Source organism: Flavicella marina (assembly GCF_009193215.1).
GTDB lineage: Bacteria > Bacteroidota > Bacteroidia > Flavobacteriales > Flavobacteriaceae > Flavicella > Flavicella marina.
This window is the reverse complement of sequence record NZ_VYVA01000004.1, coordinates 110202-131286: the sequence shown is the minus strand read 5'-3', so window position 1 is coordinate 131286 and position 21085 is coordinate 110202. Positions and strand designations below refer to the sequence as shown.

Annotated in this window: 22 protein-coding genes and 1 pseudogene; 4 read left to right on the top strand and 19 right to left on the bottom strand. The window is 34.0% G+C overall.

The genetic code is table 11. The features are described 5' to 3' along the window. The first annotated feature begins 57 nt into the window (after positions 1 to 57). Positions 58 to 780 carry a CDP-alcohol phosphatidyltransferase family protein gene (locus F6P99_RS09640; RefSeq protein ID WP_152287485.1) on the top strand — a complete coding sequence of 241 codons (723 nt, stop codon included), beginning with the start codon at positions 58 to 60 and terminating at the stop codon, positions 778 to 780. A gap of 64 nt (positions 781 to 844) precedes the next feature. Here F6P99_RS09640 and F6P99_RS09635 read toward each other — a convergent pair whose 3' ends face one another. The 10 genes from F6P99_RS09635 to clcA all read right to left on the bottom strand — a co-directional run bounded on the left by F6P99_RS09635 (position 845) and on the right by clcA (position 10855). Continuing rightward, entirely contained in the window at positions 845 to 1438 is a 594-nt protein-coding gene (locus tag F6P99_RS09635) for a PhnA domain-containing protein (RefSeq protein ID WP_152287269.1), read from the bottom strand. A gap of 62 nt (positions 1439 to 1500) precedes the next feature. After that, entirely contained in the window at positions 1501 to 2994 is a 1494-nt protein-coding gene (locus tag F6P99_RS09630; protein ID WP_317162580.1) for a YfcC family protein, read from the bottom strand. Next, positions 2994 to 4157 (bottom strand): hypothetical protein, encoded by a 1164-nt coding sequence (locus F6P99_RS09625; RefSeq protein WP_152287268.1) that lies wholly within the window; start codon positions 4155 to 4157, stop codon positions 2994 to 2996. Before F6P99_RS09625 ends, F6P99_RS09630 begins: the two co-directional genes overlap by 1 nt. Next, on the bottom strand, positions 4144 to 4830 hold the full coding sequence (locus tag F6P99_RS09620; protein WP_152287267.1) for an ABC transporter ATP-binding protein: 687 nt from the start codon (positions 4828 to 4830) through the stop codon (positions 4144 to 4146). The genes F6P99_RS09625 and F6P99_RS09620 overlap by 14 nt, the downstream gene beginning before the upstream one ends. 10 nt (positions 4831 to 4840) lie before the next feature. Beyond that, complete coding sequence (locus tag F6P99_RS09615) at positions 4841 to 6058, bottom strand: ABC transporter permease (RefSeq protein ID WP_152287266.1); 1218 nt, start codon at positions 6056 to 6058, stop codon at positions 4841 to 4843. 3 nt (positions 6059 to 6061) lie between these two features. Continuing rightward, on the bottom strand, positions 6062 to 7285 hold the full coding sequence (locus F6P99_RS09610) for an ABC transporter permease (RefSeq protein ID WP_152287265.1): 1224 nt from the start codon (positions 7283 to 7285) through the stop codon (positions 6062 to 6064). A gap of 1 nt (position 7286) precedes the next feature. Further along, positions 7287 to 8057, bottom strand: a complete 771-nt coding sequence (locus F6P99_RS09605) for an outer membrane lipoprotein-sorting protein (protein WP_152287264.1) — start codon at positions 8055 to 8057, stop codon at positions 7287 to 7289. 67 nt (positions 8058 to 8124) lie between these two features. After that, positions 8125 to 8637: a hypothetical protein gene (locus F6P99_RS09600; RefSeq protein WP_152287263.1), complete on the bottom strand. Its 513-nt coding sequence runs from the start codon at positions 8635 to 8637 to the stop codon at positions 8125 to 8127. A gap of 1 nt (position 8638) precedes the next feature. Beyond that, complete coding sequence (locus tag F6P99_RS09595) at positions 8639 to 9532, bottom strand: RluA family pseudouridine synthase (protein ID WP_152287262.1); 894 nt, start codon at positions 9530 to 9532, stop codon at positions 8639 to 8641. 12 nt (positions 9533 to 9544) lie between these two features. Beyond that, the gene (gene clcA, locus F6P99_RS09590; protein WP_152287261.1) at positions 9545 to 10855 is read right to left on the bottom strand and encodes a H(+)/Cl(-) exchange transporter ClcA; all 1311 of its coding nucleotides are present in this window, start codon (positions 10853 to 10855) and stop codon (positions 9545 to 9547) included. Between the two features lie 100 nt (positions 10856 to 10955). Here clcA and F6P99_RS09585 point away from each other — a divergent pair, with 100 nt between their 5' ends. Next, entirely contained in the window at positions 10956 to 11918 is a 963-nt protein-coding gene (locus F6P99_RS09585) for an oxidoreductase family protein (protein WP_152287260.1), read from the top strand. Here F6P99_RS09585 and F6P99_RS09580 read toward each other — a convergent pair. The 4 genes and pseudogenes from F6P99_RS09580 to dnaX form a co-directional block, all read right to left on the bottom strand. Further along, complete coding sequence (locus F6P99_RS09580) at positions 11915 to 12679, bottom strand: TIGR02757 family protein (RefSeq protein WP_152287259.1); 765 nt, start codon at positions 12677 to 12679, stop codon at positions 11915 to 11917. The genes F6P99_RS09585 and F6P99_RS09580 overlap by 4 nt on opposite strands. 11 nt (positions 12680 to 12690) lie before the next feature. After that, complete coding sequence (miaE, locus tag F6P99_RS09575) at positions 12691 to 13272, bottom strand: tRNA-(ms[2]io[6]A)-hydroxylase (protein ID WP_152287258.1); 582 nt, start codon at positions 13270 to 13272, stop codon at positions 12691 to 12693. Between the two features lie 2 nt (positions 13273 to 13274). After that, a complete protein-coding gene (locus F6P99_RS09570; RefSeq protein WP_152287257.1) occupies positions 13275 to 13823 on the bottom strand; it encodes a pyridoxamine 5'-phosphate oxidase family protein in 549 nt (182 codons plus the stop codon). A 137-nt stretch (positions 13824 to 13960) separates the two neighbouring features. Continuing rightward, positions 13961 to 15657, bottom strand: a pseudogene (gene dnaX / locus F6P99_RS09565) (DNA polymerase III subunit gamma/tau). Positions 15658 to 15836: 179 nt separating this feature from the next. On the opposite strand from dnaX, the gene msrA reads away from it, so the two are divergent. Further along, on the top strand, positions 15837 to 16472 hold the full coding sequence (gene msrA, locus F6P99_RS09560; RefSeq protein ID WP_152287256.1) for a peptide-methionine (S)-S-oxide reductase MsrA: 636 nt from the start codon (positions 15837 to 15839) through the stop codon (positions 16470 to 16472). Here msrA and F6P99_RS09555 read toward each other — a convergent pair whose 3' ends face one another. The 4 genes from F6P99_RS09555 to F6P99_RS09545 are packed head-to-tail and all read right to left on the bottom strand — an operon-like array spanning position 16473 to position 18155. Further along, complete coding sequence (locus F6P99_RS09555; protein ID WP_152287255.1) at positions 16473 to 16637, bottom strand: Arc family DNA-binding protein; 165 nt, start codon at positions 16635 to 16637, stop codon at positions 16473 to 16475. A 4-nt stretch (positions 16638 to 16641) separates the two neighbouring features. Continuing rightward, positions 16642 to 17130, bottom strand: coding sequence for a hypothetical protein (locus F6P99_RS13425; protein ID WP_193316052.1), 489 nt, complete (start codon positions 17128 to 17130; stop codon positions 16642 to 16644). A gap of 2 nt (positions 17131 to 17132) precedes the next feature. Beyond that, entirely contained in the window at positions 17133 to 17291 is a 159-nt protein-coding gene (locus F6P99_RS13420; protein ID WP_193316051.1) for a DUF4177 domain-containing protein, read from the bottom strand. Positions 17292 to 17294: 3 nt separating this feature from the next. Continuing rightward, entirely contained in the window at positions 17295 to 18155 is an 861-nt protein-coding gene (locus tag F6P99_RS09545; RefSeq protein ID WP_152287254.1) for an SPFH domain-containing protein, read from the bottom strand. A 166-nt stretch (positions 18156 to 18321) separates the two neighbouring features. On the opposite strand from F6P99_RS09545, the gene F6P99_RS09540 reads away from it, so the two are divergent. Then, on the top strand, positions 18322 to 20058 hold the full coding sequence (locus F6P99_RS09540) for an ABC transporter ATP-binding protein (protein ID WP_152287253.1): 1737 nt from the start codon (positions 18322 to 18324) through the stop codon (positions 20056 to 20058). Positions 20059 to 20164: 106 nt separating this feature from the next. Here F6P99_RS09540 and F6P99_RS09535 read toward each other — a convergent pair whose 3' ends face one another. Then, positions 20165 to 21031 carry a tetratricopeptide repeat protein gene (locus tag F6P99_RS09535; RefSeq protein WP_193316050.1) on the bottom strand — a complete coding sequence of 289 codons (867 nt, stop codon included), beginning with the start codon at positions 21029 to 21031 and terminating at the stop codon, positions 20165 to 20167. Positions 21032 to 21085: the final 54 nt, after the last annotated feature.

Genomic DNA, 21085 nt, shown 5'->3' with positions numbered 1-21085 from the left:
AATCAGAAGGTAATAGGATTGGTTTTTCTATTTTTACAGAAAATTAATAGCATGACAATTAAGAAACATATTCCGAATGCAATTACTCTGCTTAATTTATTTTCGGGTATCATAGCAGTTTTTTATGCAGTATTCGGGCACTTAGAAATAGCGGGTTTGTTTGCGGTATTAGGAATTGGGTTTGATTTTTTTGATGGATTAGCAGCACGATTGTTACATGTTCAAGGGGAATTAGGAAAACAATTGGATTCGTTGGCAGATATGATTACCTCCGGACTCGTTCCAGGCATCGTTATGTTTCAATTGTTGTTAAGAGCAACAACAAATACTTCTATAGAAAATTTATTTGCAAAAGGAACTATTGAGTTTTTACCTTTTCTAGGTTTGATTCTGACATTGGCATCGGCGTATCGTTTGGCAAAATTTAATATCGATACACGCCAATCAACATCATTTATTGGTTTGCCAACACCAGCCAATACCTTATTTATTGTCTCTTTACCCTGGGTATTGACTTATAGTGATTTAGCTTTGGTTCAGCAATTGTTAGAAAATGTATATGTCTTACTATTTATAACGGTATTGTTTTCGTATTTGTTGAACGCTGAGATTCCATTGTTTGCATTAAAATTTAAAAATTTTGGGTGGAAAGAAAATAACTATAAATTCATTTTTCTTGCAATATCACTAGGACTGCTAATTGGATTGAAAGTTTTGGCAATTCCTATAATTATATTACTATATGTGTTGATATCTGTTTGGAATAATGGTCGAAAATAATTGTTCTAATAAAAAAGGCGATTTCAAAGATTTGAAATCGCCTTTTTTATGTTCAAGCTATGTGCTATTCTTTAGGAAAAGATTTTTTCACGAATTTTGTTAAAATAACAATATGTACCCCATTAATTCTTCCTTCTATGTGTTCAGCATTGTCATGAGTTAAAGAAATATTGCGAACAGCCGTTCCTCTTTTAGCAGTAAAGTTTCCACCGCCTTTTACATCTAAGTCTTGGGTTAGGGTAATGGTGTCTCCATTACTTAATAGTGCACCATTACAATCTTTATGTATAATTTTTTCATCTTCACTAAGACCTTCCCCTGTTGCTGCTGCATATTTTAGTACGTCGTCTTCTAAATACAACATATCTAATAAATCTTGTGGCCAACCTTCATTTTTAAGTCTGTTCAACATACGCCAAGCAATAATTTTAACGCTGTCAAATTCACTCCACATACTATCGTTTAAACAACGCCAGTGATTGGCATCAGTTTTTTCAGGATTCTCTATTTGATCTATGCAAGTTGTACATGCCAATAAATGTTCGTCGATACCACCTGTTTGCATTGGTTTTATTTGATAGGGATGTAAAGATTTTTGGGCACCACATAATTCACAACTAGAATTACTTCGTGCTTCTAATTCGGCCAGTACGCTCATAGAAAATAGTTTTATATTGAAAGACAAACTTACAGTTTTCTAGAACAACAAGTTGTGCATTCTTATGAAATGTTTACGGATATTGTTGTTATGAAAATTACAAAAATCAAAAGAATTACAACTAATGGCATGATAAACTTTAACCACTTGTCGTAGCCTACATTCACAATTGCTAATGTCGCTAATATGAGCCCTGTAGGATTGATGAATGCAAAAAGACCCATACCATAGATATAACAGTTTACAACAATTTCTCTACCGATACCAACAGTATCTGCTAATGGAGCCATAATAGGCATGGTCAATACAGCCATTCCTGAAGAGGAAGGAATAAAGAAAGATAAGCCTCCGTAAATAATTACTAATAAGTTTGCAAAAACTCCTTTGTTCATACCTGTTGTTAATTCACTTGTAAAATGTAAAACAGAATTACTAATCATTCCATCATCCATGATAATCGAGATTCCACGAGCAATACCAATAATGATTGCAACACCAAGTAGCTCACTAGCCCCTTTGATAAATGTTGCTACAAATGTTTTTTCATTGGTTTTAGCAAGAAGCCCAATGATAATTGCAGCTATAAAGAATACGGTTGTCATTTCTAAAAACCACCAATCTAGTTGTGAAACTCCATAAATCATTACAATAAATGCATTTACAAATACGAGTAGAATTATTCTAAATCTCCAGTTTAAATCAATTTTTTTTATATCCATGAATTGAGATTCAATGGCGTTTTTTTGTTCGTATATAAAAGAATTTTTAGGGTTCTTCTGAACTTTTTTACCATACCTAAGGATATAAATTATACAAATACTAGTTGCCAATAGTAAGAACAAAACTCTCAGCTCTATACCGCTAGTCCAATTGATTCCGGCAGCATCTGAGGCAATAATCGTACTGAACGGGTTGGTAGTTGAGAACATGGTTCCTATTGACGAACCTACATAAACAGAAGCCAAAGCTACCATAGCATCATAACGTGCCGCCAAAAATATTGGAATTAAAATAGGGTAGAAGGCAATCGTTTCTTCTGCCAAACCAAATGTTGTTCCTCCAATAGCAATAGCAACAGTCGTGAAAACAATAAGTAAGTATTCTTTACCGATCAATACTTTTCCTAACCAAGAAATTCCAGCATCAAATGCACCGGTGTAGTTCATAATTCCGATGAGTCCACCCAATATGATCACAAGAAAAATTATGTCAGAAGCAGCGATAATCCCTCTTATAGGGGCTTGAATAAAGGCAATAAAACCTTGTGGATTTGCTTCTATTATTTGATAAGATTTTGGTATCGTAATTGGTTTCCAAATGGCTCCAGAAGTGAAATTCTTCAATGGAATTGTAATCTCTAATGAGTCAAGAGTGGATTGCTTTGCTGGCAACGTTTTTGTGTATTGCAGAGAGGTGTGTTCAAAGCAATTTTCTGAGTTATTATAGACTAAAGTATCGTAAGCTCCTGCTGGAATGATCCATGTCAAAATAGTCACGAGACCGCAGATGATCATCAGAAAAGTTGGAGCCGAAGGAATTTTAATTTTTTTCATCATTAGAAACTCCATTTAAAACGCCAATAAACACCATTCCCAATATTTTGGAATGGACTATCTGTAAATTCTTGCCAGAAAAACTGACCTATAATATCTAAATCTAGATTATTCATCACGCTAAAGGTAGCCGCGGGTGCAAGTGATAAACTATTGATTCCAAAACTATATACAGTCATTAATGAACCAGAAAAAATGGGACTAAACATATAAGAAGTTGTCCCCATGATATTGTGACTAGCAGGCATTAAAGATTCTGCATTTGGTACTTCAAAAATCGGATTGGTAATGTCACTCAACATATTTGTACCCGATGAGTTGTATAAATAACTTGCCATTAAATACGTTCCGTTTCTTAAAGAGTAATCTAAACTTGTCGAGAAAGAGGTGTTCATTTTTGATACAAAATCATAGGGTTGGAAAAAAGTCAATTCACCCTTAAAACCAATTGATTTGATGCTTCCGGCCCAACCTGTACCCAAAGAAATTTTTTCTTGAAATTTTCCTGCTAAAAATTGAAAATCATAATTCCAATTATTGAATTTATACATTGCAGAAAAAATATCTGTTTTCCAATCACCGGTAAACTTATAGGCAATATCAAAACTTGACATATAAGTGGGGAAGTAAGAAAAACGAACGGCGTCTGCACCTTCTCGTTCTTCATAATCAAAATCATAAATATTATAACTGTTAAATAAGTCATTCGGATTCCATGTGGTATTGATTCCCCAATTGATGCGTTGTCGACCAACACGAAATTGTGTTTTTTCGCTTGTGTATTGATAGTAGGCCCGATCTATAATCGTGCTCATTACTACATTACTATTACTAACGAATAAAAACTCAAAAGGCAAAACACCATTGTATTCATTAATCAAATTTCCATAATTTGGAATGCTGTTTACAGAGGTACCATAAAAAATTCGATTTCTAAATTCTGCAACAAATTTATGACCCTTTTGATTTTCATATGCGAAGTTCAATCGGTTGTGAAACAAGTTGTCTACGGCTAAATCAGTATTCCCTGCAAAAGCCAATGTTTGCATGTATTTTAAATATCCACGAAATGAAAAATTTTCTTGAAATATAGTTTTTTCTTGCGCAGTTAAAGTACAGGAAAGTGCTAACGAAAGAATGAATATGTAGGTTTTAACGTAATTCATCTTTGACTACTTTTCCATCGTCTAAATAAATTACTCTTTTTGCCCTGTCAATTACCCTTTGGTCATGTGTGGCAAATACAAAAGTCATATTTTCTTCTTGATTGAGTCGATACATTAAATCTAGCAAATCATTGGTAGCGGTACTATCAAGGTTTGCTGTTGGCTCATCCGCCAGAATATAGGCTGGTTTGGCAGCCAATGCACGTACTACGGCAACACGCTGTTGCTGTCCGCCCGATAATTCACCAGGTTTGTTGTTTTCCTTGCCTTTTAGACCAACTTCTTCTAATAACTTATAGACTCTCTCTTTTCTTTCTTGAGATGAGATGCCTTGAAGAAGCATAATGAATTCGGCATTTTCATAGGCTGATAGCACAGGGATTAAATTATATGCTTGAAATACAAAACCAATGTTTTTTTGACGAAACTCTGTCATTTCATTCTTTTTTAGCATTCCTATGTCTTGGGCATTCAATATTACATTACCACTATTAGGGTTGTCGAGACCACCAATCATATTTAGTAGTGTAGTCTTTCCAGATCCTGAAGGTCCTACCAATGCAGTAAATTCACCTTCAGATATTTCTATAGATACATCGTTTAAAGCATGTACAGCAATTTCGCCATCGCCAAATATTTTATTTACTTTTTTAGTTTCAATTACTTTTTTCATAAACTTCGATTTAGATAGAACGAATGGCTTCAATTGGATTCAATTTTGTCGCCATTCTACTAGGGTAAAAACCACCTATAAAAGTGGCAAGTAAAATATATGATGTATAGATCAAATAATATTTTGGGTCTATTTGAACATAGATTATTGGGTCGTACCCGAATGCTTCCATGCCTTCACCAAAACCAGATAAATCTAAACCTTTTTCTCCAAAGTATTGTATCGTTACATATCCTAAGAATACACCCAATGGCCCACCAACCAAACCATAAACCAACGATTCAAAAACAATCATCATTCTTAATTTCCAAGTAGAAATACCAATTGCCATTAAAATTCCCAACTCCTTTTTTCTTTCTAGAATTGACATTACTAAGGTGTTGACAATTCCAAATAATAGTGCGGCAATAATTATCGACATTAATATGTACATGGTAGTATCCATCATGTCTACTCCATAGGCAATTTCAGGGTATCTTTTTTGCCAGTTTTCAATTAAGTTATTCGGATTGTTACTCTGAAGTTCTGTTGCGATAGAAGCAAGGTTATCTGTGTTTTTTGTTTTGACAATAATCTCATGAATCAAATGTTCACCTGTTAATCTTTCGATGGTTTTGATTGGAGCAAAAACGGTAAAACCATCAAAGGCATCATTCCCGACATAAAAAATACCACAAACCTTAAAGTTTTTTGTGATTTGATTGGCATTAGTATCAGTGAAATTTAATTGAATTTTCGAATTGAGTTTTAAATGCAATTCTTTCGCTAGTTTTTTACCGACTAAAATAGGGTATGTATTTTTAGAGTCTAAAAAAGTTCCTTCTTCTAAGTGCTCTGCCAAGTTGAGTACTTTCATCTCATCTGCAGGATTTACTCCGAGTAATTTAACACCCTGTTGTCCGTGTGGAGAAAGCGCAAAAGCATCAGTCTTAAATCTTGATGAGTAGCTGGCAACATTTGGGTTATAGCTCAAAAGGTTTTCGGTAGTTTCTAAGTCCTGTACTGTACTTAAAATGTCGCTTTGAACATCATAAGTAGTTGAGTGAATTTGAATATCACCTATTTCTAGGTTTACCATTTTTTCGATACGCTGCTCGACCAGTCCGGTTGAAAATCCCATTAGAAAAATAGAACTCCAAATTCCAAGAGCTATTGAAGCAATTACGATGGAAGAACGCAATGAGTTTCTCCAACAGTTTCTCCAAGCTATTTTTATCGTAGTTTTCATAGGTTATTTTTTCATGGATTTAAGTGCATTGATACGGATGATCTTTATCACAATATATAAAGAAACAAAAGTAGCAATTGCTAAAATAGCTAGAGAGTTTGCAGTAAACACATCGAGAAATAAGCCGGTACCCATATAAGGTTCAAATCCTTGATCGATTACAGCTTGTGCTGCATCACCTCCAATTTTTATTGGATTTTGATTGAAGTAGTAGAGCAGCGGTAACGAAGATAAATTACCAATTACAATTCCGATTAAAGTTAAAATGGTTAGTTCTGTTAAGGTGATGAACAAGAGATCGAATCGATTGGTGCCGATGGCATTCAATACACCAAACTCAAATTTTCGTTCGTTGTGTAACATTACAATGGTTCCAAAAATACCAAAACCTACTATCATGTATAAAATTCCAGATATGATCAATCCCGAATTTGCGTCCATGTCAATTCCTTGTTTCAAACCAGGAACTACTTCTTCCCAAGTTCTTACTGATATTTGTGAATCATTGCTCACTTTTTTGACTTCTGAATATATTTCTTCTAGTTGATTGTTACTTTCAATATCTATCAAAACATGCGTAAACCTGTTATCAGCGACATGCATAAATTGTGCTTCTTTTATAGGCATAAATACCATACTAGATAATTCACCAACAGGGAAATTCAAAATGGCCTTGATAGGATAAATTCCTGCTGCTGTAAAGCCATGATAACCCTGTCCCATTAAAATGAGTGAATCTCCAACAGATACTTGATAGTAGTCTGCCATGTTTTCGGTAATCATGATGGCTCTGTCATCTGCATTGATAAGGGTTCCTTTTCTTAGTTTGATATCTAGCTTTAATAGTTTGTTGTCTGTTTCTGGCGAAATTCCGCTGATCCCTGCATATTTAGATTTGATACCTGTTGATACCAAAGCTCCTGATAGAAATCTTGGATAGACTCCCTTAACACCTTCAATTTTTGTCAAAGCTTCTACATCAACTTGATTGGAACTTAAAGTGTTGTCGATAATTTTTTCATCTACATAACTACTGTCTGTAATTTGTATGTATCCAACAGTTGCAGCTACGCTGTTTTTGATGTTGAAATCGTACACCCAAAATTGCATTTGCCTTAGAAAGAGTACAAAGAAAAGAGATGCAGCGATAGAAGAAATTGTAATGAAGGCTCTTTTTTTATTTCGCCAAATATTTCTCCAAGCTAATATTAAAAACAGTTTTTTCATATTAGGCTTTGATTTTGGTCATGTACTGTGTGGTAAAATAATGAGTCGGAATCTTTACGTTGAATTCTATAGAAATATATTCCATTAAAGTTTTTTGCTGTGGCTTATCTGCTGGGAAAAACTCCATTTTCAAAGGAATAGTTTCTCCACTCATTTCTTGAATGTTTGATGCTGTCATGGTATTTACAAGTTCCATATCTTCATCAAATGATTGTTGTTTCATCACATTGTAGTGATTGTTTTCTATCCATAATTCAATTTTTCCCCAGATAACATCGGCATTTTCATGAGGAATTAATTTGATATGATAGCAAGTATGCCCGTCGATAGTTTCTTCACCTAGCAAGGTATGTTCAAAATCTTTCGAAAGCGATGTTTTTTTTACCAAATCGTCATTACTTAAATCGGTACCCATCCAACTTTGATTCATCATAGAAGGTGGCATTTTTATGTTTCTCTCGATAGACGGGAGGTAGTACCAAATTTCTTTATAGCGTTTGAGGTAGGTTGTTCCCTTATCTCGTACAGGTTTTGTGATATACATCAAACTTAAATCTTCTCCTTGAGTCCATGATTTCATTTCCATTTCACGGGTATACTTGGGGCGGATTGTGGTGATTTTCATTTCAGCCACAGAACTCTTTCCTCGAAGTTTGTTCTCTGCTTTGTAGATAATATCTTTTAAGTTTACAGACGTTTGCGCGTTTGTAGAAAAAGAAATCGTGATACATAATATAAAGATAAATTTTTCGAGAATATACCGTTTTTGCATAGGAGAGAAGTATGAAATTTATAAAATAAAAGTATGAAATAATTGAGGGTAAAACAACAGATTCGGTTTATAAAATTCTTTTGATTTGTTTGGTTAAACTGTTTTTGATACCTGGTGATAAACTCTCTAGGTACATATCTTGTGTCCATAATTTTATTTCACTTTTTAGCTCTGGAAATTTTTCTACAACACTTAGAATAAATTTCATTGCTGTAATTCTAGTAGAAGGTATCAATTTTATGTTTTCCCAAATATTCAAACAGGTATCGAATAATTTTCCTTCTTGCTCATCGTTCAAAAACATGTTGAGCAAAATAATGATGGTTTGTCGCTGATGCCCTTCTTTCAATAGCGGAAGTATTGAAATCATTTTATCAACATCGGCTACAATCCTCCCATCATTTATATTCATGGTATGCCCTATTAACCAAGAAGCTCTCCAAGCGGTAGTATTGTTTTTTAACGATAATTTGAAAAGGGGTATAAACGCCTCAGGATGACTTTTTATAAAATTCAGCAATCCTTTTTTGTTTCTCGTTGTCTCAAATAATTTTTCGAAAAATGCTTCGGTATATTGCATGTTAATAGGTTATTTCTGGGAATAATCGTGTAAATTTCTTTGGTGGTTTTGCTTTGTAGTTGATTGTATCTCCTGTTATTGGGTGTGTAAACTCTAAAGAATAGGCATGTAAATACAATCCGTTTCCGTTCAGTATTTTTCCTTCAGAACCGTAAGTTTTATCGCCTAAAATGGGGGTTTCTTGTTCTGAAAGATGTATTCTCAATTGATGTTTTCTACCCGAATGTGGACTTAGTTTTACAAGGTTTAGAAAATCAAAACGATCTGATTTTTCACTATAAATAACTTCGTAAGAAGTACGTGCATTTTTAGTTTCAATAGCGGTTTCTATAGATCCAAATGGTTGCATTTTTCCAATAGTTATAGCATAATATGTTTTTCGGATGGTTCTATTTTCAAATAATTTATTCAATGCTACCACACTTTTTGATGTTTTTCCGATTAACAAAATTCCACTGGTAGGATGGTCTAATCTATGAATGGGTTCTGGCCGAATCAATGCATCAGGCTCCTTACTTTTTGCGAGATTTCCAGACAATGCATTTTCTAAAGTGTACTTTTTTGTTCCACTTACCGTAATACCAGCTGGCTTATTGATAAGCGCTAAGTGCTCGTCTTCGTATATTATTTTTAGAGCTATTTGTATCGTAGGTTTTTGGTTGTTTTTTTGATTTTGATACAAGTCAATGGTTTCGCCTCCATATAGAAAAGTACTACTGTTGACTATTTGGTTGTCAATTTTAACCAGTTTGTTTTTGAGCGCTTTTTTTACTCCACTTTTTGTGGGGAGCATGGTAAACATATCCGCAGCTAAATCTTGTAATCTCGTTTTCTTAAGAAGCGTGGGTACTATGTAGCTTTCTATTTTCAATAATTTGGGACTGTTTGAATTCATAAGACGAAGAAATTAAGATTTTGAAGCATTTAATGTTCTTGTCAATAAAGTGGCATAAATAGGCTTGTTACCCATAAGAGTGGTAATTACAGATGCTGACACGGTTGTTAAAATTAGAGGAAGAATCAGTTCATAATTCGAAGTCATTTCTACAGCCAATACCAAACCAGTAAGTGGTGCTCTTACGGTTGCAGCAAATATACCTGCCATACCTGCTACGGCAAAAACTCCTGAATGAGAAATATGTTCTGGAAATAGATCTTGCATCACGCTTCCGTAAAACATGCCTACTATAACTCCTAATGTAAGTAGAGGTACAAAAATACCACCTGCAACTCCGGTTCCATAACTGAAAAGTGTTAGTAGCATTCTAGCAGCTAAGAGAATTAATAAAAAACTCAATGAAAAAGAATGATCTAAAACTTTTGTCACTGTGTGGTAGCCTCCTCCAATCATTTCAGGATAATAAATCCCGATACTAGTGATCGTTATAGCAACAATGAAACCAGTTAAGATGATTGGTTTTTTGTTTAAAAATTGAAAATTATCTAAAGATTTTAAAAGCAATAGATTGAAAGTATATCCTAAAATACTTAATAGAACTCCTAGTAAAATATACAACCAAAGACTTCCCGGTTCAGGGGAAGAGAAAATGCTCATTTCTATACTTGGTTTGGTTTCAATTAACGTACGCACAACCATATCAGAAGAACCGGCTCCAATCATAATTGCGGCAACAGAGAAAAAATTCCATTTAAAATGTTCGTGCATTTCTTCAATCACAAAAATAATACCCGCAAAAGGTGCATTGAAAGCACTTGCTAGTCCAGCAGCGGCTCCTGAAGAAATTAACGGATTGTCTTTTATGGACTCAGGGGCTAAGGTGTCTTTGATCATTTTACCAATACTTGCGCCGAGTTGAATTGTGGGACCTTCTCGTCCTAATAACATTCCACTTCCTAAAGAAAAAATAGAGGCAATAAATTTAATAGGAATCACTTTTTGCCATCTCATTGGACGAACACCATCTAGGGCTCCTTCAATTTCCTGAATACCACTTCCGGCAGTTTCAGGGGCATATTTTCGAACTAAGAATACAGAAATGCTAACGGTTATCAATACAAACAAAAATGGCCATACATACGCAATCAGTGTTTCATTTGTAACATTGGAAAAGATATCTTTTCTAAGTTCTTCAACCAAAGACAAGACTATACGAAAGATAGAACTTACGAGACCAACCAATATCCCAATTAACAAAGCATAAAACAACAAGCGATAATGTATTTTATTTTCTTTACTTGTTCTAAAATGATATTTCATTGTGTGATTTTTGGTCTAGAAAAATAAAAATAACTAAAAAAACAATACGGTTACCTTTCTTATGAATCTCTATATTTGTGGAGTAATAATTAACTAAGAAATGCGAGAGGTATTTAAAGATTTTATTTGTGTTCAAACAGGTTCAGATTCGACTTTTGAAATTGAAATGATTCAGTCACTTTGGAGTGGTTATGGAAGTATTGTAAGGTATGGCCTTGAAGGTTCAATACATAAAACAATTATTGTAAAACACATAAAATTACCTGAAGTAGAAAAACATCCTCGAGGATGGAATACCAATATATCGCATGAAAGAAAAATTAAATCCTATCAGGTTGAATCTTATTGGTACGAACATTATGCAGAAAAACTGAAGACTACGAGAATACCAAAATGTTTTGGAGTGAAAAAGATCGGAGATGAAGTTTGTATTTTGTTAGAAGATCTTGATCAAGCTGGTTATCCCATCCGCAGAAATCAAATTTCTGATTTAGAGCTTAAACATTGCATAGAATGGTTGGCAAAATTTCATGCCACTCACTTACATATTGCTCCAGTAGGATTGTGGAAAGTAGGTACGTATTGGCATTTAGAAACAAGATCAGAAGAATTAGAAGTCTTAGAAGATCTTGATTTGAAAAAAGCAAGTAAAAAAATAGATCAAATTTTAAACGAAAGTCCGTTTCAAACCTTAGTTCATGGTGATGCAAAACTGGCTAATTTTTGTTTTTCAAAAGCAGGAAATGTCGCAGCTGTAGATTTTCAATATGTTGGAGGCGGTGTAGGTGTAAAGGATTTGGCTTATTTTGTAGGAAGTTGTTTTTATGAAGAAGACTGTGAAAACAATGAAGAATATATTCTTGAGCTATATTTCAAAGCATTGAAAAGTGCTGTAGGAAATAGTGGAATAGACTTTGAAGCTTTGGAGAAAAATTGGCGTGAGTTGTACCCTGTTGCATGGACAGATTTTCATCGTTTTTTAAAAGGATGGAGTCCTGGACATTGGAAAATAAATTCTTACAGCGAACGAATAACCAGAGAAACTTTAAAGAAAATAAATTAAAATTTTTCAAATACGCCTAGGCCAAAAAGAGCAAAGTCATATTTTACAGGGTCTAGTGGGTCCATTTTTCGTAAAGCAGTATCTAATTCTAATAATGCTTTACCATCGTTTTGTTTTCTTTTTAAGAGTCCGAGCTTTCTTGCAACGTTCCCAGAATGTACATCTAAAGGGCAAGACAGTTTTGAAGGATTGATGTTTTTCCAAATACCGAAATCTACTCCAAGGTTGTCCTTTCTTACCATCCATCGAAGATACATATTGATACGTTTCGCAGCAGAACCTTTTAAAGGATCAGAAACATGTTTGGTACTTCTTGATTGGTGAGGAAGTTCAAAAAACAATTTTTTGAATTCATGAATAGCAGGTTGCAACGAGTTTTCGGTTTGGTATTTTTCAAAGACCTGTTCGATGCCTTGGTGATGTGTGTAGATGTTTTTCAGTGCCGTGATAAAGTATTTAAAATCATCTAAGTTGAAGGTTCTATGGACAAAATGTTCAAAAGCTTCAAGATGCTCTGCAGTATGATTCATGACAAAATCATAAGGAGAATTCCCTAAAAAGGACATCATTTTATGACTGTTTTTAATGATCATTTCTCGTTTGCCCCAAGCGATGGTTGCAGCTAGAAAACCTGCAATTTCAATATCTTCTTTCTGTTCGTATAAATGAGGAATTTGAACAGGATCGGAGTCAATAAACTCCAATGTGTTGTATGCTATAACCTTGGCATCTAAAAAATCTTTGAGTTCTTGTTGATTCATGAATGATATTCTTAACCGTGAATCGATTCTTTGGTACCTAAATCTTTCATGATATTTGCTTCATATACCAGTAAGTCATCCCATTTTTTGTCTACTTCTTCACGGTTTCCATATTGTCTCGCGAATTGTAAAAATAAGGTGTAGTGATTGGCTTCAGATGCCATTAAATCTCTATAGAATTTTGCCAAATCTTTGTCTTCTAAATTCTCAGACAATAAACGAAAACGTTCGCAACTTCTGGCTTCTATCAAAGCAGCATATAGCAAGCGATGTACCAATTGATCAGTTCTACTACCTCCTTTAGGGAAAAACTTTAATAATTCTAAAACGTACAAATCTTTTCGGTCTCTACCCATCGTTTTACCGCGAGCAATCAATCTGTCTAAAACCAATTTGTAGTGACTCATTTCTTCTTTTACCAATGCAATCATTTCTTGAACTAAATCGGTGTATTCAGGAAAACTTACAAGCAAAGAAATTGCCGTAGAAGCAGCTTTTTGCTCACAATGTGCATGATCGATTAATATTTCGTCAATATTTTTTTCAGCAATGTTCACCCATCGAGGGTCAGTTGGTAATTTTAAACCTAACATATTTAATTATTTGTATTGATTTCAGTTTCAAAACCATCGATGCTCTTCGAGTTTTTCTCTGATTGATAGTCTTTTAATTTTTCTTTTCCTTGTTTTTTAGCCCAGTCTTCAAGATGCGTGCGCTCTTCTTTGAAATCTAAAAACGGTACTGCCATGCCACAAGAAGCTTGTACCAAGTCAATCTCCATTTCGATAATTTGTCGTGCACCTGCAAAATTAGGAAAGCTTGGTAGATATTCATGAAATTTTTCATCTCTTTCATGGTATATTTTGGCGGTTCCGTACAAACGTAAAATAAGAGGTTTTCCTTCAAAAGCACAAAACATAATCGTCATTCTGTTATTTTGCAGTAAGTGAGCGGCAGTTTCATTACCGCTACCCGTAAGATTTAACCAAAGAATTTTATTTTCATTGACAATTCTAAAAGAATCCATTCCTTTCGGTGAAATATTTACTCGACCTTTATTTGCTGCTGTTCCAACAAAAAATATTTTTTGTGAATTGATAAAATCTTGAAATTCGTTGGTGATTGATTCATGTTGTTTTCCCATTCCATCAATGTTTATTGATTTTTTTTGCAAGCTACACAATCAAAAAGAGAAAAACCAACTCGAATTGCTGTGTTTCTACGCGAATACAAAGTTTAAATTGTTAGCGGTACAAGGTGTATAAATATTTGATAAAGATGCTATACGTCTAAATTGAAGCGATTTCTTAACATTTCAATAGCAGGATTGAGTTCTTTGAGTTTCGCGTATTTTTCTTGAGGAGTGTAAACGAATTTTTTAGTTTGAGTAATCTCAACTTTTACGGTAAGATCAACGCTAAAATTATTTAAAGACTCTCTTAGGTACCTCAACAACCTAGGTCTCAATTTTTCTAGTTGATCCGCCATTAATTGGTTGGGCAAAGTGAGATGCAGGTGAAAGCCTTTGACGATGGGTTTAGAGGCCAAAACTATAGATGCCAAACTTTTATCTCCACGTTTGATGAGTTCTTGCGCATATTGCGTCCATAAGTTCTGAAGTGTTGCATCAGAAAATGGGGTTTTAGGCAAGGTGTCTCTGTCGATTTCATCCTCAGGTGTTATTTCAACAGCTTCTACCTTTTCGCTTAAACTTTTTAACGATAGGGCAGAGGTTCTTCTCCGACCAGTTCGCACTTTGGGTGCAGGTTTTGGGGTTGAATGAACGATTGGTTTTGGCGTTGATGGTGTTGTATGAGTTTCTTTCGGAAGCTCTTTTTTGATAGATTGAATTTTTTCTTCTACCAGTTGAGACTTGAAAAATGAAGCTGGAATTATGTAGTTACTGCTTTTTTTTTTTCTGCCTCGAAGGTGATAGATGCGATTTGCATAAGGGTAAGCTCAACCAACAATCGTTGATTTTTACTTGTTTTATACTTCAAGTCGCATTCATTTGCCTTTTCAATAGCCTGCATTAAAAAAGGCATTGGCGCGGCACTAGACTGTGTAAGATATTGTTTTTTAGCAGCATCTCCAACTTCTAAAAGAGGTATAGTATCAGCATCTTTGGCAACAAGAAGATCTCTAAAATGAGAAGCTAAACCATTGATAAAATGATGACCTTCAAAACCTTTACTCAATACATTGTTAAATTCAATTAACAATTGAGGGATGTTATTTTTAAGCATCAAATCAGTTACTTTAAAATAAACATCGTAATCTAATACATTTAGATTTTCTGTAACGGCTTCTCGTGTTAAGTTTTTTCCTGAAAAACTAATTACTCGGTCAAAAATTGACAAAGCATCACGCATTGCACCATCAGCTTTTTGCGCAATAATGTGTAAGGCATCGTCATCAGCTGTAATTCTTTCTTGCTCAGCAATTTTTTTTAAATGCAATTTAGCATCAAGTACACCTATTCGTTTGAAATCAAATATTTGACAACGAGATAGTATGGTTGGTATTATTTTATGTTTTTCGGTAGTTGCTAAAATAAAAATAGCATGTGCAGGTGGTTCTTCTAAAGTTTTAAGAAAAGCATTGAAGGCTGCTTGTGATAACATGTGCACCTCATCGATAATATAGACTTTAAATTTACCAGTTTGCGGAGGTATTCTCACTTGATCCGTTAGTGATCTTATGTCGTCTACCGAATTGTTCGAAGCTGCATCTAATTCGAAAATATTGAAAGCAAAATCTTCGTCTTGATGGCTGCCATCTTCATCGTTTATTTTTTTTGCTAAAATTCTAGCACAACTTGTTTTACCAACACCTCTTGGACCGGTAAATAATAATGCTTGAGCTAAATGGTTGTTTTTAATAGCATTTTCTAAAGTATTGGTAATGGCTTGTTGGCCTACCACATCTTCAAAAACTTGAGGACGATACTTACGTGCTGATACTATAAATTGTTCCATAAATGCGCAAAAAATTGAAAAACAAATGTAGGAATTCAAAAGGCGATAAACAACAAAAAAGAGACTTCAAGAAAAGTTTTTTGATGTGATGATTATTTGGATACATTAGATAGAATTATTATTGTAATGAATCGAAGATTATTCGTACCAATTAATAAATTTTTAATACGATAAATAAAATGAAAAGGAATCAAATTATAAGTACGGCTATTTTTTTATTGATGCTTTCAGGAAATGTTTTTGGACAAGAGTTTAAGAAGCAACTAAAATCTGGAGAATTAAAAGTCGCGTATTTTGCAAGTGGTTGTTTTTGGTGTGTTGAAGCTATCTATGAGAGTGTAAAAGGAGTAGAAGAAGCTGTTTCTGGTTATTCAGGTGGTCACACTAAAAACCCTACATACAGATCTACAGGTACAGGAAATACAGGACATGCAGAAACAGTTGCGGTATATTACAGGCCTGATGTGGTTAGTTTTGAAGAGTTATTGGAAGTGTATTTTGGAAGTCAAGACGCTACAACTTATGGGCAAAATCCAGATTTTGGATCGCAGTATAGAAGTATTATTTTTTACCAGACAGCAAAAGAAAAACAACAGGCAAAAAACATGTTTTCTATATTGAATACATCAGTTTATAAAGGAAAAATGGTTACTGAGATTGTTGCATTTGAAAAATTTTATAAAGCAGAAGATTACCATCAGAATTATGAGAAATTACATCCAAACAATGGATATGTTAAGAATGTATCAATTCCAAGGTTAAATCGTTTTAAGTCGGCATATCCAGAGTTGTTAAAAGAAAAAGACGAGCAGTAGCTACTCGTCTTTTTTCTTAGGGGTTCTTTTATTTTCTTTGAGGCTTTGCATAAGCATCCATTCAATCTGTCCATTGGTAGATCGAAATTCGTCTGAGGCCCATTTTTCGATGGCTTTCAACATGTCTTCATTTATTCTTAATGCAAATGCTTTCTTTTTTGCCATATACCTATTTTTGGTAGTTTTTGATTACTTGAATGGCTTCTTCTTTTTTTTGAGTGCCTATTAATAATTTTTTACCCTTTTTCAATAGTAATTGAATTCCAATATCACCTTTTACATTGATCGCCTGACCTTTGTTTTTATTCCAAAAAGCTCCACCTTTTAATCCCCAACCTCCATATTTAGACACGGCGTCGTATTTTCGAACTTCGATAGATGTAATTTCGTTCCAAGAAATAATTCTTTTGCGTATGTGGAAAGGAAAAAACTTATAATGAATTCCAAACTCATCGATTCTAGTTTTCAACTTAAAGATAAAAATTACGCAACAACTTAGTGTAACCAGGGTTAAAGCTGAAATGAATTCTGTTGTTGACATCTGATTACTCTTAACATAAGTGTTGATGATGATGGCAATTGGGGGTATCATTGAAATAAAAATTACAATCAATAACCATCTTTGAGTAAAGCGTTGTTCTTCAATAAAAACTTTCATTTTTAACGATTTTTTTCTCTTTCAAATACGATTCTCGCATGGTTGTCTGAGATATGTTTAGCTTCCCAACCGGCTCTAGCAAAATCGTTAAGGGTGTCCTCTAAACGTTCGTTGTTTTTGGTCAGACCCATTTTCCATGTAATTACTTTGTATTCTTTCATTTCTTAATGATTTAATGTTCCGGTATTCAAAACGGGAGATGCTTCTTTGTCACCACAGAGAATCACCATCAGATTGCTTACCATGGCTGCTTTTCTTTCTTCATCAAGTTCTACGATGTCTTTTTTATTCAACTCTTCTAAGGCCATTTCTACCATACTAACTGCTCCTTCAACAATTTTATGTCTTGCCGCAACAATGGCAGTCGCTTGCTGTCTTTTCAACATGGCATTTGCAATTTCTTGAGCATAGGCCAAATATCCAATTCTAGCTTCTAAAACTTCAATTCCTGCTATTGACAAGCGTTCTTCTATTTCTTTTTCTAAGGCTTCGCTAACCTCATTGACACTAGATCTTAATGTAATATCTTCTGCATGACCTTCGTCTGCAAAATTGTCATAGGGATACATACTTGCTAGTTTTCTTACAGCAGCATCCGTTTGTACACGTACAAAATTTTCGAAATTGTCTACGTCAAACGCAGCTTTGTACGTATCTGTAACTCGCCAAACTAAAATAGTACTTATCATAATAGGATTTCCGAGTTTGTCGTTTACTTTTAGTCGTTCACTATCGAAATTACTCGCTCGTAACGATATTTTTTTCTTTCTAAAAAATGGATTTGCCCAAAATAAGCCGTTGGTTTTAACAGTTCCAATGTATTTACCGAATAACAATAGAACTTTAGATGCATTCGGGTTTACTAGAATGAAACCTAAAGATAGAAATACGGCAACTACGGGTAAAGCTGCAAATACGCCTTTGTTAGTACTGAACAGTGCATAGATTCCGCCTATAAATAATGCTAGGACGATTACCAACATTAGGTATCCGTTAACGGGTTTGATAGTTTTTTCTTGGTTCATAGTGTTAAATTTAAAATGATATCAAAATGATATCACAAATATAATTGTTTTTTTAGTTGAAATCCAAATAGTTATAGAAAAAGTTTATTTTTAAGTGTTGACATGTGACTATATATGACGATTTGTCAAAATATATATTTGGCGTGGTTTTCGTGTAAATAAAATTATGAGTAAAAAGAAAGTTTCCTTCGGTTGGGCATTTAGAGAATATATTTGGCCTAGAAAAAAAATAGTATTTATCGGAATTATATTAATTATTTTTAGAAGTTTGGCAGGTATGGTGTTGCCTTATTCTAGTAAAACTTTGATTGACGATGTTATTCCTTCAAAAGACCTACATAATTTATTATGGTTGCTTGGTGCAGTTTGTTTTGCAATCTTAATTCAAGCTTTAAGTTCTTTTGCATTGACGCGGTTGTTGAGTGTAGAGGCACAGCATCTTATTTCGTTATTGAGGGCACAGGTACAGAAAAAACTATTGAGATTACCTATCCGTTTTTTCGACAACAATAAGTCAGGAGCTTTGGTAAGCCGCGTAATGTCTGATGTAGAAGGTGTTCGAAACTTAGTAGGGACTGGTTTGGTTCAATTAGTTGGTGGTACTTTTACCGCAATAATTTCGTTGGTGATTTTGATAAAAATCAATGCTTTAATGACGTTTTTTGTCTTACTACCGGTTTCTATTTTTGCATTTGTAGCATTGAAAGCATTCGGATATATACGTCCAATTTTTAAAGATAGAGGAAAAATAAATGCAGAAGTAAAAGGGCGTCTTACAGAAACCTTGAACGGAATTAGAGTAATCAAAGGATTTAATGCTGAAGCACAAGAGAGTAAAACCTTTGAGTTAGGTGTAGAGCGGTTGTTTTTAAATGTGAAAAAAAGTTTAACAGCTACAGCATTGATAACAAGTAGTTCTACGTTTTTACTCGGATTGGCATCAGCAGGGATTATGGGGATTGGTGGTTACTTTATGATGGACAATACCATGACCTATGGTGAGTTTATATCATTTACCTTATTCCTAGGTTTTATGATTGCTCCCATTGTGCAGATGAGTAATATAGGAAGTCAATTAACGGAAGCAATGGCGGGGTTAGATAGAACCCAAGAATTGATGGAAATGGATGAAGAAGACAATCCAGAAGAGCGAACGGAAATTATTGATGGTATTGTTGGGGATGTGAATTTTGAAGAGGTTTCTTTCGCTTATGAAGAAGATAAAGAGGTGCTGCATGGTGTTAGTTTTGATGCTCCAGCAGGATCGGTTACTGCTTTGGTTGGGTCTTCGGGTTCAGGAAAATCTACAATTGCAGGTTTGGTAGCTACTTTTTTAAATCCGACACAGGGTAAGGTTTTGTTGGATGGAAATGATTTGTCGAAAGTGAATTTGAGTAGTTATCGACAACATTTGGCAGTTGTTTTGCAAGACGACTTTTTATATGAAGGAACGATTCGAGAAAATATATTATTTCCGAATCCTGGTGCAAATGAAGAAGATTTAATGCATGCGGTTAAGGCTGCTTATGTCGATGAATTTACGGATCGATTTGAAAATGGATTAGAAACTGTAATAGGAGAGAGAGGTGTAAAACTTTCTGGAGGTCAGCGCCAAAGAATATCTATTGCTCGAGCCATATTGGCAAATCCAAAAATAATAATATTAGATGAGGCAACTTCGAATTTAGATACACAAAGTGAAAGTTTTATTCAGAAGAGTTTACAAGAATTAATGAAAAATAGAACGACTTTTGTAATTGCACATCGACTCAGCACAATTCAACAAGCAGATCAGATCTTGGTAGTTGAAGAAGGGAATATAGTAGAACGTGGAAAACACGATGAGTTGATCTCTAAACAAGGAAGATATTTTGATTTATTCACTTATCAAAGTAGAATATAAAATCGATATACGCTTGTTGTTAACGGTAAAGTTTTTGAGTTTCATTACAAGTATTTATAACTTGATTTTGGATCTTGTTATAAATGTAAAAAATAATTGAACTTATTTATTTGTTGTAAACGAAATTATTTTCTTTAGCAATATTGTTAAATATTTCAATCTGTCCCTTGTTCTTCAGTACGTTGTAAATATCATCGATAATTTTGTATGCTTTACTGTTTACTTCGTCGTTTGTATCAGAATTATTTGCTGCAAAAATTGCATGTAAAAGGGCTGGTTCATTCAATTCATCTAAAAGCTCAGTTTTAGACAATCCTAAATAAGCATCTGCATTTGTAGGGTAGTATGAGAGTAGTGTGCTAAAATACACAGAAGCATCTTTTATGTCTTCTAATGATAAATAGGCTTCACCGATATTTAACAAAGCGATGTCTCCTTCAGGAAATAATTTTAAAGATGTTTTAAAAAATTTAATCGCTTTTTTTGTTTCGTTAATTTGCATATGAGCGATTCCTAATTGATCATAAGCCATGCAGTAATTTTCATCAAGTCGAATGGCTTTTTTGTATGCTGTGATAGCTGCTTTGTAATTTTTTTCATCTGAAAGTCTATTCCCTTTATCAAAGTTAAAAACAGCTTCTTTGTTTATTGAAGGAATGTAGTTTAAGTGTTTTTTATGAGCTGACTTTTTGGAGGTGAGACTAGGGCAATTTTTAGAAATTAGAGCAAAAATTTCTTTGTATTTTGCTCTTAATTCTTCAATAGAGATATTTGGCTTTAATTCAGGATGTTTTTGTTCAACTTCAAATTTTGCTTGAAGAATGCATTTTTTCATACTGATTTCAACATCATTAGTAATGTCTATATCTTGTATGTATTCACAACTTAAATCGGCAATACGTTCTTCGTAAGTTTGTGAAGTTGCTGAAGATGTTAGTAAAATTACAACTGCTAGTAAACGAAAAAATTTCATTGAGAGTTTATTTTTTTTTGAAGATTTAAACATACAAAATCTTTAAGGATTATT

Coding starts and splice junctions, on each gene's coding strand:
- miaE (WP_152287258.1), bottom strand. CDS start 13,272: ATGTTAGGTTTAAAATTACCAACTGACCCTCGATGGGTGAACATTGCT.
- F6P99_RS09625 (WP_152287268.1), bottom strand. CDS start 4,157: ATGAATTACGTTAAAACCTACATATTCATTCTTTCGTTAGCACTTTCC.
- clcA (WP_152287261.1), bottom strand. CDS start 10,855: ATGAAATATCATTTTAGAACAAGTAAAGAAAATAAAATACATTATCGC.
- msrA (WP_152287256.1), top strand. CDS start 15,837: ATGAAAAGGAATCAAATTATAAGTACGGCTATTTTTTTATTGATGCTT.
- F6P99_RS09615 (WP_152287266.1), bottom strand. CDS start 6,058: ATGAAAACTACGATAAAAATAGCTTGGAGAAACTGTTGGAGAAACTCA.
- F6P99_RS09580 (WP_152287259.1), bottom strand. CDS start 12,679: ATGAATCAACAAGAACTCAAAGATTTTTTAGATGCCAAGGTTATAGCA.
- F6P99_RS13420 (WP_193316051.1), bottom strand. CDS start 17,291: ATGAAAGAATACAAAGTAATTACATGGAAAATGGGTCTGACCAAAAAC.
- F6P99_RS09605 (WP_152287264.1), bottom strand. CDS start 8,057: ATGCAAAAACGGTATATTCTCGAAAAATTTATCTTTATATTATGTATC.
- F6P99_RS09600 (WP_152287263.1), bottom strand. CDS start 8,637: ATGCAATATACCGAAGCATTTTTCGAAAAATTATTTGAGACAACGAGA.
- F6P99_RS09585 (WP_152287260.1), top strand. CDS start 10,956: ATGCGAGAGGTATTTAAAGATTTTATTTGTGTTCAAACAGGTTCAGAT.
- F6P99_RS09635 (WP_152287269.1), bottom strand. CDS start 1,438: ATGAGCGTACTGGCCGAATTAGAAGCACGAAGTAATTCTAGTTGTGAA.
- F6P99_RS13425 (WP_193316052.1), bottom strand. CDS start 17,130: ATGAAAGTTTTTATTGAAGAACAACGCTTTACTCAAAGATGGTTATTG.
- F6P99_RS09630 (WP_317162580.1), bottom strand. CDS start 2,994: ATGATGAAAAAAATTAAAATTCCTTCGGCTCCAACTTTTCTGATGATC.
- F6P99_RS09620 (WP_152287267.1), bottom strand. CDS start 4,830: ATGAAAAAAGTAATTGAAACTAAAAAAGTAAATAAAATATTTGGCGAT.
- F6P99_RS09610 (WP_152287265.1), bottom strand. CDS start 7,285: ATGAAAAAACTGTTTTTAATATTAGCTTGGAGAAATATTTGGCGAAAT.
- F6P99_RS09555 (WP_152287255.1), bottom strand. CDS start 16,637: ATGGCAAAAAAGAAAGCATTTGCATTAAGAATAAATGAAGACATGTTG.
- F6P99_RS09535 (WP_193316050.1), bottom strand. CDS start 21,031: ATGAAATTTTTTCGTTTACTAGCAGTTGTAATTTTACTAACATCTTCA.
- F6P99_RS09570 (WP_152287257.1), bottom strand. CDS start 13,823: ATGGGAAAACAACATGAATCAATCACCAACGAATTTCAAGATTTTATC.
- F6P99_RS09595 (WP_152287262.1), bottom strand. CDS start 9,532: ATGAATTCAAACAGTCCCAAATTATTGAAAATAGAAAGCTACATAGTA.
- F6P99_RS09545 (WP_152287254.1), bottom strand. CDS start 18,155: ATGAACCAAGAAAAAACTATCAAACCCGTTAACGGATACCTAATGTTG.
- F6P99_RS09540 (WP_152287253.1), top strand. CDS start 18,322: ATGAGTAAAAAGAAAGTTTCCTTCGGTTGGGCATTTAGAGAATATATT.